This is a genomic window from Bordetella ansorpii (genome assembly GCF_900078315.1).
GTDB classification, from domain to species: domain Bacteria; phylum Pseudomonadota; class Gammaproteobacteria; order Burkholderiales; family Burkholderiaceae_B; genus Bordetella; species Bordetella ansorpii.
The window spans coordinates 423,907-437,547 of record NZ_FKBS01000029.1 but is presented as its reverse complement, the minus strand read 5'-3'; the positions used below and the strand labels follow the sequence as shown (position 1 = coordinate 437,547).

The following is a 13,641-nucleotide window of genomic DNA, read 5'->3' as shown; positions in this document are numbered from 1 at the left end:
GCCTTGCTCATGGAATGCCCTATCTTGCCGGAATTCTCCGCCGATTCTTCACCCGCCGCCCAGCCCGCGGGCGCCGCACTGGCCGCCGCGCGCCGCCGCCTCGTCCTGCTTATTTCGGGGCGTGGCAGCAACATGCGGGCGCTGGTCGAGGCCTGCCGCGCCGAAGGCTGGCCCGCGGACGTGGCCGCCGTCATCAGCAGCCGCCCGGACGCGGCCGGGCTGGAGTGGGCGCGCGAACAGGGCATCGCCACGCAGGCCGTCAGCCATAAAGACTACCCCAACCGCGAGGCCTTCGATGCCGCGCTGGCCGCCGCCATCGAACCCTACCAGCCCGATTACGTGCTGCTGGCGGGCTTCATGCGCGTGCTCACGCCCGGTTTCGTGGCCCGTTTCGCCGGCCGGCTGGTCAACATCCATCCGTCCCTGCTGCCGGCGTTTCCCGGCCTGCACACGCACGCCCAGGCCATTGCCACCGGCGTGCGGGTGCATGGCTGCACCGTCCATTTCGTCACCCCGCTGCTGGACCACGGGCCGATCATCGTCCAGGGCTGCGTGCCCGTGCTGGCCGATGACACCCCCGAGGCGCTGGCCCAGCGCGTTCTCCAGGTCGAACACCTGGCCTATCCGGCCGCGGCCCGCTGGCTGGCCGAGGGCCGCGTCAGCCTGGCCGCCGACCAGCGGGTCGACGTCGCGGGCAACCCGCCCCGCCTGTTCATGATCGAGTCTTCCCGATGACCAAATCCTCTTTCCCCCGCTCCCGTTCCGGCCGCCCCGATCCGTCGGGCGATGACCGCCGTCCCGCCCGTTCGTCCGGCGCTCCGCGCCGTGATGAAGGCGACCGCTTCGCCCGTTTCGGCGCGGTACGCAGCGATGGCGGCGATCGTTCCGAGCGTTCCGCGGGGGGGGCACGCCGCGATTATGGCGACCGTTCCGAGCGTTCCTCGGGAGGGCCGCGTCGCGATGACGGCGATCGCTTCGCCCGTTCGTCGGGCGCGCCGCGTCGCGATGACGGCGATCGCTTCGCCCGTTCGTCGGGCGCACCGCGCCGTGATGACGGCGAGCGGGCCCGTCCGCATGGCCCCCGGCCGTCGCGTCCCCCGTCAGGCCAGTCCCACGAAGGACGGCCGCCCGCGGCTCGTCCCGACCGGCCGCGCATTCCCATGTCCGCCATCCGCATCGAGCAGGTCCAGCGCGTGCTGGGCGAACTGCTGCAATGGACGTACCCGGCCGATGCCACGCTGTCGCACTGGTTCCGCGCCCATCCCAATCTGGGCGGCCGCGACCGTGGTGAGGTTGCCGAAGCCGTGTATGACGTACTGCGCAATCTGCGCCGCTACCGCGGCATGGCCGAATCCGGCGTCGGACCGTCCTCGCGCCGCCTGGCCATCCTGGGCCTGGCCGCCACGCTGGGCCGGGTGGCCCTGGACGATGGCCTGGAGCCGGCCGAGGCCGAATGGCTGCGTCACGTGCTGCGCATCGATCCGGCGACGCTGCCGCGCGCGGTGCGCACCAGCATGCCCGATTGGCTCGACGAGCGCCTGGGCACCATGGACGAACCGGAGCGCCTGATGGCGTCGCTGAATCGCCAGGCCGCGCTGGACTTGCGCGTCAACCCGCTGAAGGTCGAGCGCGACGCCATCCTGACCATGCTGCAGAACGGCCCCGCGGCCGAATACGAGCCGCAGGCCATGCCGCATTCGCCCTGGGGCATCCGTGTGCAGGGCCGTCCTGCCATCAACCGCTGGCAACTGTTCGAGGACGGCAGCCTGGAAGTGCAGGACGAAGGCAGCCAACTGCTGGCGCTGCTGGTCGGCCCCAAGCGCGGCGAGATGATCATCGATTTCTGCGCCGGCGCCGGCGGCAAGAGCCTGCTGCTGGGTGCGCTGATGCGGTCCACCGGCCGCCTGTACGCTTTCGACGTGTCGGCGGCCCGCCTGGCGCGCGCCAAGCCGCGATTCGCCCGCAGCGGGCTGTCCAACGTGGTGCCGGTGGCCATCGACGGCGACAACGACGCCCGGGTCAAGCGCCTGGCCGGCAAGGCCCAGCGCGTGCTGGTGGATGCGCCTTGCAGCGGTATCGGCACGCTGCGCCGCAACCCCGACCTGAAGTGGCGCCAGCATCCCGATTCGCTGGCCGAACTGTGCGAACTGCAGCACCGCATCCTGAAGAGCGCGGCGCGCTGCGTGGCGCCGGGCGGCCGGCTGGTCTATGCCACCTGCAGCCTGCTGGAAGAGGAAAACGCCGCCCAGGCCGAGCGTTTCCTGGCCGAGCACCCCGATTTCGAGCGGCTGGACGCCGCCGAGATCATCAAGAACCGTTGCCCCGATCTGGAGCTGGACGGTCCGTACATGCAGTTGCGTCCGGACGTGCACGGCACTGACGGTTTCTTCGCCGCCGTGTTCGAGCGCCGCAAGGCGGCCAAGCCGGCCAAGGACGCTGCGGCGCAGGAGGTGATCGCGGCGGACAGCGGCGAGGCGCCGGCTTCGGACGCCGACGTGCGGGCCGATGGCATCGTGGCGGCCGATGATGGCAAGCCGGGCGCGTCCCAGGCTGGCGTGGACGCCGGCATCGAGGAGGGCGTCCCGGCGGCGCCGACGGGTGACGATGAAGAACCGTCCCCTGAGGCGGCCCCCGGGAAGCCGGCATCGGCGTGATGCGTTTTTCGGCCGGGCAGGGCGGCGTACCGCCTGGCCCGGCTCAGGGCCTGGCGGGCGTGGGCGCCTTTGGCATCACGTTCACCTGCGTGCTGTACTTTTCGATGTTCGGCCCGCGCCGCTGGTAGCGGACCTGCCAGGCCACCGCGTCGGTGCCGGGCTTGTCCGCCTGGTACATCACTTGCGCGATCGTCACCAGCTTGGCAGGGCAACGTCCCGAGGCCGTCGCCGGTGTCTGGGTGCGCACGATGGTGGCCTTGCCCAGCAGGGGCTTCCGGGTGATGCGCACGCGCGGCGCGCTCAGCGCCTGGCAGCTTTCGGGATCCACTTCGTAATAGGTGGCCAACACCACCTGGGCGCCGCTGGCGATCCGGAATTGGGCGGACGCGGGCGCGGCAGCGGCCAGCAACAACAGCGGCGCGCACAGGCGCGAGGCAAAGGACAGCGGCATGGGGAAAAAGCGGTGGAATACGGAGTTCCCGCACTTTATCGCGGCCCCGCCGGTGTAGCAAAATGTTGGAAACACACCACGGACGATGCTTTCCCGGTCCGGGGCGCGTAGCGGGAAGGCGGGGGCTTAGTCCTTGATTTATCTCAAGAACCTTTTTGAAACCCCACTGTCATAAGAAGGCCGGGTAGGCTAAACTGCGCCGGTAACCATACTTACGAGGCTCCCTCAAGCTTTATGGATCAAGTCCTTTCGTTTTTGTCCGGCGGTCTGGCCCAAGCCCATTGGTGGCAGATCGTCGTGTTCGCTCTGGTCGTCACGCACATCACGATCGTGTCGGTCACGGTGTTCCTGCACCGCAGCCAGGCGCACCGGGGTCTCGAACTGCATCCCGCGGTCATGCACTTCTTCCGTTTCTGGCTGTGGCTGACCACCGGCATGGTTACCAAGGAATGGGTCGCCATCCACCGCAAGCACCACGCCAAGTGCGAGAAAGAGGGCGATCCGCATTCGCCCATGCTGTTCGGCATCTGGAAGGTGCTGTTCCGCGGCGCCGAGCTCTATCGCATCGAGTCCGACAACCGTGAAACCATGGCCAAGTTCGGCCACGGCACGCCGGACGACTGGCTCGAGCGCAACCTCTACGCGCGCCGCAGCCTGTGGGGCGTGCTGCTCATGCTGGCCATCGACCTGTCGCTGTTCGGCGTCCTGGGCCTGACCGTCTGGGCTGTCCAGATGGCCTGGATTCCCTTCTGGGCGGCCGGCGTGGTCAACGGCATCGGCCACTACTGGGGCTACCGCAACTACAACAGCCCGGACACCAGCACCAACGTGTTCCCGTGGGGCATCGTCATTGGCGGCGAAGAGCTGCACAACAACCACCACGCGCACGGCACCTCGGCCAAGTTCTCGGCCAAGTGGTACGAATTCGACATCGGCTGGTGCTACATCAGCGTGCTGCGCTTCTTCGGTCTGGCCAAGGTCAAGAAGGTCGCCCCCAAGTTGAAGCTCGATCCGGCCGCCAAGGCCATCGACCTGCGCACGCTGCAAGGCGTCATCACGCATCGCTACGAAGTCATGGCCCGCTACGCCGACGTCATCAAGGACGCCGCCCGCGAAGAACTGGCCAAGATGAAGTCGTCGCGCCGCGAGGGCAGCGCCGATTGCAACTGGACCATGCTGCACCGCGTGCGCCGTTCGCTGCATCGCAACGAAGACATCCTGCACCCCGAGCAATTGGCCGCCGTCGACCAGGCCATCGCGCAGAACCAGTCCCTGTCCACGCTGGTGCAGATGCGCCGCGAACTGGGCCGCCTGTGGGAAAGCTCCAGTGCCAGCAGCGAACAACTGCTGAACGATCTGCAGGCCTGGTGCCAGCGCGCCCAACATAGCGGTATTTCCGGGCTCGAGCAGTTCGCGCTTCGTCTGCGCCGCTACGCGGCATGATGCTGGACAAGCTCAACCCCGAACAACGCGCCGCCGTCACGCTCGAACCGCAGCACGCCCTGGTCCTGGCCGGGGCGGGCAGCGGCAAGACCCGGGTGCTCACCACCCGGATGGCCTGGCTGATCCAGACCAGCCAGGCCAGTCCATACGGACTGCTGGCGGTCACCTTCACCAACAAGGCCGCGCGTGAAATGCTCACGCGCATGACGGCCATCCTGCCCATCGACCCGCGTGGGCTCTGGATCGGCACGTTCCACGGCTTGTGCAATCGCATGCTGCGCGCGCATCACCGCGACGCCGGCCTGCCGCAGACCTTCCAGATCCTCGACACCACCGATCAACTGGCCGCCATCAAGCGCCTGCTGAAGGCCAACGGCATCGACGACGAGAAGTATCCGCCGCGCGACGTGCAGCGCTTCATCAACGGCTCGAAGGAAGACGGCCTGCGCGCGTCCGATGTCGAGGTCTGGGACAACGACAGCCATCGCCGCCGCCTGGTCGAGATCTACCAGCTTTACGAAGCGCAATGCCAGCGCGAGGGCGTGGTCGACTTCGCCGAGCTGCTGCTGCGCGCCTACGAGCTGCTCAGCCGCAACGCGCCGGTGCGCGAGCATTACCAGCGCCGATTCCAGCACATCCTGGTCGACGAGTTCCAGGACACCAACGTGCTGCAGTACAAGTGGCTGCGCCTGCTGGCCGGCGGCGGCGCGAGGATCTTCGCGGTGGGTGACGACGACCAATCCATCTACGCCTTCCGCGGCGCGAACGTCGGCAACATGGCCGATTTCGAACGCGACTACGCGCATGGCACCGTCATCCGCCTCGAGCAGAATTACCGTTCGTACGGCCACATCCTCGATTCGGCCAATGCCCTGATCAGCAACAACGGCGGGCGGCTGGGCAAGAATCTCTGGACCGACCAGGGCGAGGGCGAGCTCGTGCGCATCGTCGAGCAGCCCAGCGACGGCATGGAAGCCCAGTGGCTGGTCGAAGAGGTGCGCGCACTGATCAACGATGGCCGCGCGCGCCGCGAAATCGCCGTGCTGTATCGCAGCAACGCGCAATCGCGCGTCATCGAGCACGGACTGTTCTCGTCCGGCATTCCGTACAAGGTGTACGGCGGCCTGCGCTTCTTCGAGCGCCAGGAGGTCAAGCACGCATTGGCCTACCTGCGCCTGATGGCCAATCCCAGCGACGACACGTCCTGGATGCGGGTGGTCAACTTCCCCACGCGCGGCATTGGCGCGCGCACGCTCGAGCAACTGGCCGACGCCGCGCGTGCCCATGACACCAGCCTGTATGGCGCGGTGGGCATGGTGCCGGGCAAGGGCGGCGCCAATCTGCAGCAGTTCGCGCAGCTCATCGGCCGCATGGCCGATGAGACGCGTGGCCTGCCGCTGCCCGAACTGGTCGAGCACATGCTGGCCGGCAGCGGCCTGATCGAGCACTACAAGACCGAGCGCGAAGGCGCCGAGCGGCTGGAAAACCTGAACGAACTGATCACCGCCGCGGCGGTGTTCGCGTCCGAAGAGAACTACGACGGCCTACCCGCAGGCGTGGTGCCGCAGATGGATGCGCCCTCGGGTGACGGCGCCCAGGTGTCCGTGGCCGACGGCCTGACGCCGCTGGCCGCGTTCCTGTCGCACGCCGCCCTCGAGGCCGGCGACAACCAGGCGCAACAGGGCCAGGATGCCGTGCAGTTGATGACGGTGCACTCGGCCAAGGGTCTGGAATTCGACGCGGTGTTCATCACCGGCCTGGAAGAGGGCCTGTTCCCGCACGAGAACAGCATCCTCGAGCAATCCGGGCTGGAGGAAGAGCGCCGCCTGATGTACGTGGCGATCACGCGCGCGCGTGAACGGCTGTACATCAGCCTGGCGCAAAGCCGGATGCTGCACGGGCAGACGCGTTACGCGATGCGCTCGCGGTTCCTGGAAGAGATTCCCGAGGAGCACGTGAAGTGGATCACGCCCAAGGCCACGCTGCCGTCGGCGCAGCGTGAGGCGGCCTGGGGCGGCGATGCGTTCGGCCGCAAGAGCACGGGTACGATCGCGCCTCGTTCGCCGCGAGGCACCACCAGTGGCGTCACGGTGGGCGACAAGGAGTTCCGGATCGGCCAGGGTGTGCGGCATGCGCGGTTTGGCGATGGAACCATCATCGGTCTCAGCGGGGCTGGGCAGGATGCCCAGGCGCAGATCCAGTTCCGGGATGTGGGGGCCAAGACGTTGGCACTGGGGATCGCCAAGCTGGATATCGTCCAGGGGTGATCCCTCTTTGCGAGAGGCGAGTCGTCGTGGCTCGCCGTTCGCTGCCTGCGCAGGCAGCCCGTGTTTTTCCATACCCCTGAGGCGGGCCGGCGGCTCTTCCGAACCAGAGACGTTGCGAGCCTGCGTATGCCCAGGGGGCAAGACGGCCAATTGAAGAAGGGGCAGTCCCGCTTAGCGGGACCGAGGGCGCCTTCTGGCGCGCCCGAGCCCGACGACTTGGCCGTCTTGCCCCCTGGGCATACGCAGGCGTCTCAAGAACCCAGACTCACACGCGCCCGTCTTCGCCCGCCGTGACCCTCTGCACCGTGGCCACCACGTCGTCGAGCTTCATCGGCTTGCGCAGGAAGGCCTTGTAGTTGCGGCAATCCTTGGGCACGTCGTCTTCCGGCCGGCCGCTCATCAGGATGACGGGCGTGTCGGCCAGGTAGGCGTTCTCTTGCATGGCGGTCAGCATGGGCACGCCGCCCATGCTGGGCATCATCAGGTCGGAGATGACCAGATCCGGGCGCAGCGTCAGCATGGTCTGCAGCGCGTCCAGGCCGTTGTGCTGCGTGACGACCTCGAAGCCTTCGGCCTCGAGGCGGTCCTGCAGCAGTTCGGCGATCAACGGCTCGTCGTCCACGATGAGGATCTTCGTCATGACGACAGCGTCTTCCGTCGGGCTCAAGGCTTCTTCTTGCCCGAGGCGCCATCCTGCAGTTGGGGCAGGGCGGCGCCGCCCGACGGGGCCAGCAAACCGGTCTTCACGTAGGTGAAGAGCTTCTCGCGCGTATCGACGATGTCGAGGTTGCGCATGGTCAGTTGGCCGATGCGGTCGGCGGGCGTGAAGGGGGCGTTCTCGACCTTTTCCATCGACAGGCGCTCGGGCGCGTAAGTCAGGTTGGACGAGACCGTGTTCAGGATCGAGTAGTCGTTGCCGCGGCGCAGTTCGACCGTGACTTCTCCGGTGACGGCGCGGGCCACCCAGCGCTGGGCGGTTTCGCGCAGCATGATGGCCTGCGGGTCGAACCAGCGGCCCTGGTACAGCAGGCGGCCCAGCTTGCGGCCGTTCTCGCGGTACTGCTCGATGGTGTCTTCGTTGTGGATGCCGGTGACCAGGCGCTCGTAGGCGATGAACAGCAGCGCCAGGCCCGGAGCCTCGTAGATGCCGCGGCTCTTGGCCTCGATGATGCGGTTTTCGATCTGGTCGCTCATGCCCAGGCCGTGGCGGCCGCCGATGCGGTTGGCTTCGGCCAGCAGCTCGACCGGGTCGGAGAACTCGACGCCGTTCAGGGCGACGGGCTGGCCTTCCTCGAAGCGGACCGTGACTTCCTCGGCGGGTACGGCCACGTCATCGCGCCAGAACGCCACGCCCATGATGGGCTTGACGATGCGGATGCCGGAACTGAGGCTTTCGAGATCCTTGGCTTCGTGGGTGGCGCCCAGCATGTTCGAGTCGGTGGAGTACGCCTTCTCGGCCGACATCTTGTAGTCGAAGCCGGCGCGCTGCATGTACTCGGACATTTCCGAGCGGCCGCCCAGCTCGTCGATGAACTGCTGGTCCAGCCAGGGCTTGTAGATCTTCAGTTCGGGGTTGGTGAGCAGGCCGTAGCGGTAGAAGCGCTCGATGTCGTTGCCCTTGAACGTGCTGCCGTCGCCCCAGATGTTGACGCCGTCTTCCTTCATTGCGGCCACCAGCATGGTGCCGGTGACGGCGCGCCCGATGGGGGTGGTGTTGAAGTAGGTGATGCCGGCGGTGGAGATGTGGAACGCGCCCGATTGCAGGGCGGCGATGCCTTCGGCGACCAGTTGCGCGCGGCAGTCGATCAGGCGCGCGTTCTCGGCGCCGTATTGCATGGCGCGGCGCGGAATGTCTTCGTAGTCGGGCTCGTCGGGCTGGCCCAGGTTGGCGGTGTAGGCGTAGGGGATCGCGCCTTTCTCACGCATCCAGATCAAGGCGGCGCTGGTGTCCAGGCCGCCGGAGAAGGCGATGCCGACCTTCTGGCCGGAGGGAAGGTTCGGGAGAATAGTGGTCATTGATTTCGACTGTGGACGCCAACGAAAAGGCGGCGGCGGAGCCGCCTGGGATGAAACGGCGGCGGGCCGCGGGTTCATATGAATGCAACCTCGGATTTTAGCGCGTTTGGCAGGGCGGGCGGCGGGGGTATTCGTTTTGTCTATATCTGAAATATCGGGTAGGGCATTGGCGGGCGCGGGCCGTGCGCCGATGATGCGTTTTTCGCGGCCTCGGGCGCATGGGAGCGGCCGCACGCGCTGCGGACGCAGGGCCCGACGGGCGATTCGCGGCAACCCTGACACAAGCCGTCGCCAGACGCGCCTGGCATTGGAGAAGAGATGGAGACATATCGAAACGTACTGCTGGTGAAGGTGCCGGCCAGGCTGGATGCCGCGGCCGCGCAGGCGGCGAGGCATGAACTGGAGTCGCTGGGTGTGTCCGTTTCGGCATACGCCGCGCTGGAGCTCGATGAGTCCTACGTGTATTGCCGCGCGGCGACGGCCGCGGCGCTGGAGCAAGCCCGTGCGCGTATCCCGGCGCTTTTTCCGCGGGCCCATGCGCGGCTGCTGGAGCCGGTCTGCCTGCTGGACGGCGCGTCGCGCGGCCAGGACGCGCCCTGGCACTACATCGTCGAGACCGACGTGTTGCCCGAGCAGGAAGACGACCTGAACGCCTGGTACGACCAGGAGCACCTGCCCGGCCTGGCCGGCGTGCCGGGCACGGTGCGCGCCGAGCGCTATCTGTGCCGCGACGGCTCGCCGCGCTATCACGCCTGCTACGACCTGCACACGCAGGAGACCTTCGGCAGCCCGCCCTGGCTGGCGGTGCGCGCCACCGACTGGAGCAGCCGCGTGCGGCCGGCGTTCCGCAACACCAAGCGGACGATGTTCGAACGCGTGGCCTGAAACGCATCGCGCCCCGGGTGGGGCGCGATTCCTTGAACGAGGCCGCCTGGAGCCGGCCGGCCCCGGGGACGCGGGCTTACTCCGTCACCTGACCCAGCAGCAGGAACTCCATCAGCGCCTTCTGCGCGTGCAGGCGGTTCTCGGCCTCGTCCCACACCACGCTTTGCGGGCCGTCGATGACTTCGCCGGTGACTTCCTCGCCGCGGTGGGCGGGCAGGCAGTGCATGAACAGGGCCTGCGGGTCGGCGACCGCCATCATCTCTTCGTCGACACACCAGTCGGCGAAGGCCGCGCGGCGTTCCTCGTTCTCGGCCTCGTAGCCCATGCTGGTCCACACGTCGGTGGTGACCAGGTGCGCGCCGCGGCAGGCGTCCATCGGATCCTTGAACTGGCGCAGCGTGGTGGCGGGCGGGGTGCCGATGCGGGCCGTCTCGAGCTCGTAGCCCGAGGGCGTGGACACGTGGAGCGTGAAGCCCAGCAGTTCGGCCGCCTGCAGCCAGGTGTACGACATGTTGTTGGCGTCACCCACCCAGGCGACCGTCTTGCCGGCGATGGGGCCGCGATGCTCGATGAAGGTGAAGATGTCGGCCAGGATCTGGCAGGGATGGAATTCGTTGGTCAGGCCGTTGATGACCGGCACGCGCGAATGGGCGGCGAAGCGCTCGATGCGGGTCTGCTCGAACGTGCGGATCATGACGATGTCGACCATGCGCGAGATGACGCGCGCGGTGTCCTCGATGGGCTCGGAGCGGCCCAGCTGCGAGTCGTTGGACGTGAGATTGATGACCGAGCCGCCCATCTGGTACATGCCCGCCTCGAACGACACGCGGGTGCGCGTGCTGGCCTTCTCGAACACCATGGCCAGCGTGCGGTCGTGCAGCGGCATGTGCGGCTCGTAGCGCTTGAACTTGTCCTTGATGATGCGCGCGCGGTCGAGCACGTAGTGCAGCTCGGCGGACGACAGGTCTTTGAATTGCAGGAAATGCCGCAAGGGGCCGTTTTGATTCGCAGGAGGAGTCATGATGGTTTCGCGGGGCTGGGGGGCGGGCAGGCGCTCGTGGCGCCCGCCCGCGCGGAAAATTATGCTTGGTCGGCCAGGAACTGCTTGATCAGGGGGGCCAGCAGGCGGACGATCTCGTCGGCCTCGTCGCGGGACAGGATCAGCGGGGGCAAGAGGCGCACCACGCGTTCGCGCGTGACGTTGATCAGCAGGCCGGCCTGCATGGCGCGGGTGGCCAGGATGCCGCACGGGCGGTCGAGTTCGATGCCCAGCATGAGGCCGCGGCCGCGCACGTCTGCGACGCCCGGCACGCCCGCCAGTGCGGCGGACAGGGCGTTCTGCAGGTAGGCGCCGACGGTCTCGGCGTTCTGCAGCAGGTTTTCCTGCTCCAGGGAGTCGATCACGGCCAGGCCGGCGGCGCAGGCCAGCGGGCCGCCGCCGAAGGTGGTGCCGTGGCTGCCGGGCGTGAGCACGCCAGCGGCGGGGCCGGCCGCCAGCATGGCGCCGATGGGCACGCCGCCGGCCAGGCCCTTGGCCAGCGTCATCACGTCGGGGCGGATGCCGGCCCATTGGTGGGCGAACCACTTGCCGGTGCGGCCGATGCCGGATTGCACTTCGTCGATCATCAGCAGCCAGCCGCGCGCGGTGCACAGTTCGCGCAGGCCGCGCACGTATTCCAGGTCGGACGGGCGGATGCCGCCTTCGCCCTGCAGCACTTCCAGCAGCACCGCGACGGTGCGCGGTTCGGCGTCGCCGGCGCGGGTCACGGCTTCCAGGCTGTTGTACGGCACCTGGGTGAAGCCGGCGGGCAGCGGTTCGAAGCCCTTGCGCGCCTTTTCGCTGCCCGTGGCGGCCAGCGTGCCCAGCGTGCGGCCGTGCCACGACGAATCCATCGAGATGATGTGCGGCAGGTCGTTGCCCTTCTTGTGGCCGTAGTAGCGGGCCAGCTTGATGGCGCCTTCGTTGGCTTCGGAGCCGCTGTTGGCGAAGGCCACTTCCTGCATGCCGGACAGCGCGGCCAGGCGCTGGGCCAGTTCGGCCTGCTGCGGCACTTCGTAGATGTTCGAGGTGTGGATGACGCGCGCGGCCTGATCTGCGATGGCCTTCACCAGGCGCGGATGATTGTGGCCCAGGCACGAGACGCCGATGCCGGCCAGTCCGTCGAGGTACTTGCGGCCCTGCGCGTCGAACAGCCAGACGCCCTGGCCGTGCGTGAACGAGACCGGCAGGCGGGAATAGATGTTGATCAGCGGCGACGACATCGCGGGTGCTCCAGTGGGCGACGGCCCCGTACCGCCCTGGGCTTGCCGCCGCCGCGTCCGCGTTGCACACCAGGGGGGCAGGCAGCGAAAAGCAGGGGGGACGCACCGGGGCCGTCCGCGGGTTTCCGGTTTATTGGGGGAACGACGCGAGGGGCGAAAGGATCAATCATATACAATTCGCGGCGCGGGCCGCTTTTTCAGCGCCGCTCCGTTCCTCGGGCCGGCATCGCACTTGCTGTGGTGGCAGGCCCGGAAGCGTGTTGCGGGGTTTTTCTTGTCAGACGCGGCCGATCCCGGCGTCAGTGTGCAGCCCGCAGTGAAGAATCCATGGCAAATCCTGTCAGACAATTCATAATCCACGGCGTTACCGAAAGCGGTTCGCGATTCCGTCCCAGCGACTGGGCCGAGCGCCTTGCCGGCGTCATGTCCCAGTTCAAGCCGCCCGGCAGTGGCGGCAACCATCTTACGTATTCGCCCTACGTGTTGCCGGTGGTCATCGATGGGGTGCGCGGCATCGTGGTCGACCTGCGCCTGCGCGAACTCGAACCCCTGGCCTACAAGTTCGTGGTCGACTTCGCGCGCGACAACCAACTGAAGACCGAAGAGCGCGAAGTCTGAGGCGCGGGCGGATCGCCGGATCCGCCCGGAAGTCTCATTCGACGGGCGTGACGACGCGGCCGGTGGCGAAGAACGCCTGCAGGTTCTCCAGCATCAGGTTTTCCATTTCCATGCGCGTCTCGTAGGTGGCGCTGCCGATGTGCGGCAGCAGCACCGTGTTGCCATGCTGCTTCAGCGCGTCCGGCACCTTGGGCTCGTGTTCGAACACGTCCAGCGCCGCGCCGCCCAGCTTGCCCGACTGGATCGCATCGACCAGGGCGGCCTCGTCGATGACGGGACCGCGGGCAATGTTCACGATCAGGCCCTTGGGGCCCAGCGCTTCCAGCACGGCCTGGTTGACCAGGTGGCGCGTGCCCGGGCCACCCACGGTGGCGACCACCAGGAAATCGGCCCATTCGGCCAGCTCGACCAGCGAGGCGGCGTAGCCATACGACACGTCATCGCGCGCGCGGCGGTTGTGATAACGCACTTCCATGTCGAAACCCGTGCCGCGCCGGGCGATGGCGTCGCCGATGCGGCCCAGGCCGACGATACCCAGCTTCTTGCCGCTGACGCGCGTGCCCAGCGGGATATTGCCGTGCACCTGGCCCCATTGGCCCGCGCGCACGAAGCGGTCGCCCAGGCTCATGCGGCGCGCGCCCGAGATCAGCAGGCCCCAGGCCAGGTCGGCCACGCAGTCCGTCAATACGTCGGGCGTGTTGCTGACCAGCACGCCGCGCTTGCGGGCCGCTTCCAGGTCGATGGTCTCGTAGCCCACGCCCCAACTGCAGATCGCCTTCAGCGACGGCAGTGCGTTGATCAGTTCGGCCTTGGCGCCTATGGTGGCCGAGGTGACGATGGCGACGACGTCCTTGCCGTGTTCGGCCAGTGCCTGGTCGCGGTCGGCGTGCTTCCACAGTTCGAACACATCGTAGGCGTCGGCGAGGCGGGCGTTGGCGGAGGGCGAGCCGGACAGCGGTCCGACCTGGAGGATGCGAGGCTTGGTCATCGTCAGGGGTTGTCGGGTTGATCGTGAAACAAATGCTACTTGATTCCGCGGCAGTTG

12 protein-coding genes are annotated in these 13,641 nt (G+C 67.7%); 6 read left to right on the top strand and 6 right to left on the bottom strand.

The features are described from left to right. Positions 1 to 132: 132 nt before the first annotated feature. Both purN and A7W11_RS23685 read left to right on the top strand, forming a co-directional pair. A complete protein-coding gene (purN, locus tag A7W11_RS23690; protein ID WP_412778755.1) occupies positions 133 to 735 on the top strand; it encodes a phosphoribosylglycinamide formyltransferase in 603 nt (200 codons plus the stop codon). Positions 736 to 1,193: 458 nt separating this feature from the next. After that, on the top strand, positions 1,194 to 2,654 hold the full coding sequence (locus tag A7W11_RS23685) for an RsmB/NOP family class I SAM-dependent RNA methyltransferase (protein WP_082887525.1): 1,461 nt from the start codon (positions 1,194 to 1,196) through the stop codon (positions 2,652 to 2,654). Between the two features lie 43 nt (positions 2,655 to 2,697). On the opposite strand, the gene A7W11_RS23680 is transcribed toward A7W11_RS23685, so the two are convergent. Continuing rightward, on the bottom strand, positions 2,698 to 3,105 hold the full coding sequence (locus A7W11_RS23680) for a hypothetical protein (RefSeq protein ID WP_082887454.1): 408 nt from the start codon (positions 3,103 to 3,105) through the stop codon (positions 2,698 to 2,700). Positions 3,106 to 3,339: 234 nt separating this feature from the next. On the opposite strand from A7W11_RS23680, the gene A7W11_RS23675 reads away from it, so the two are divergent. After that, positions 3,340 to 4,548, top strand: a complete 1,209-nt coding sequence (locus A7W11_RS23675) for a DesA family fatty acid desaturase (RefSeq protein WP_066420044.1) — start codon at positions 3,340 to 3,342, stop codon at positions 4,546 to 4,548. Further along, positions 4,545 to 6,815 (top strand): UvrD-helicase domain-containing protein, encoded by a 2,271-nt coding sequence (locus A7W11_RS23670; protein WP_066420042.1) that lies wholly within the window; start codon positions 4,545 to 4,547, stop codon positions 6,813 to 6,815. The genes A7W11_RS23675 and A7W11_RS23670 overlap by 4 nt, the downstream gene beginning before the upstream one ends. A gap of 265 nt (positions 6,816 to 7,080) precedes the next feature. Here the strand turns inward: A7W11_RS23670 and A7W11_RS23665 are convergent, their stop codons facing one another. After that, positions 7,081 to 7,455, bottom strand: coding sequence for a response regulator (locus tag A7W11_RS23665; RefSeq protein WP_066420040.1), 375 nt, complete (start codon positions 7,453 to 7,455; stop codon positions 7,081 to 7,083). A 23-nt stretch (positions 7,456 to 7,478) separates the two neighbouring features. Beyond that, positions 7,479 to 8,831 (bottom strand): argininosuccinate synthase, encoded by a 1,353-nt coding sequence (gene argG, locus A7W11_RS23660; RefSeq protein WP_066133603.1) that lies wholly within the window; start codon positions 8,829 to 8,831, stop codon positions 7,479 to 7,481. 318 nt (positions 8,832 to 9,149) lie between these two features. Between argG and A7W11_RS23655 the strand changes: the two genes are divergently transcribed. Then, the gene (locus A7W11_RS23655; protein WP_066420038.1) at positions 9,150 to 9,716 is read left to right on the top strand and encodes a DUF4286 family protein; all 567 of its coding nucleotides are present in this window, start codon (positions 9,150 to 9,152) and stop codon (positions 9,714 to 9,716) included. A gap of 76 nt (positions 9,717 to 9,792) precedes the next feature. On the opposite strand, the gene argF is transcribed toward A7W11_RS23655, so the two are convergent. Beyond that, positions 9,793 to 10,737, bottom strand: a complete 945-nt coding sequence (argF, locus tag A7W11_RS23650; protein ID WP_066420037.1) for an ornithine carbamoyltransferase — start codon at positions 10,735 to 10,737, stop codon at positions 9,793 to 9,795. 59 nt (positions 10,738 to 10,796) lie between these two features. Next, a complete protein-coding gene (locus tag A7W11_RS23645; protein WP_066420034.1) occupies positions 10,797 to 11,978 on the bottom strand; it encodes an aspartate aminotransferase family protein in 1,182 nt (393 codons plus the stop codon). Between the two features lie 327 nt (positions 11,979 to 12,305). On the opposite strand from A7W11_RS23645, the gene A7W11_RS23640 reads away from it, so the two are divergent. Continuing rightward, positions 12,306 to 12,596, top strand: coding sequence for a DUF3579 domain-containing protein (locus tag A7W11_RS23640; RefSeq protein WP_066420032.1), 291 nt, complete (start codon positions 12,306 to 12,308; stop codon positions 12,594 to 12,596). A gap of 34 nt (positions 12,597 to 12,630) precedes the next feature. On the opposite strand, the gene A7W11_RS23635 is transcribed toward A7W11_RS23640, so the two are convergent. Next, positions 12,631 to 13,584, bottom strand: a complete 954-nt coding sequence (locus A7W11_RS23635) for a 2-hydroxyacid dehydrogenase (protein ID WP_066420030.1) — start codon at positions 13,582 to 13,584, stop codon at positions 12,631 to 12,633. Positions 13,585 to 13,641: the final 57 nt, after the last annotated feature.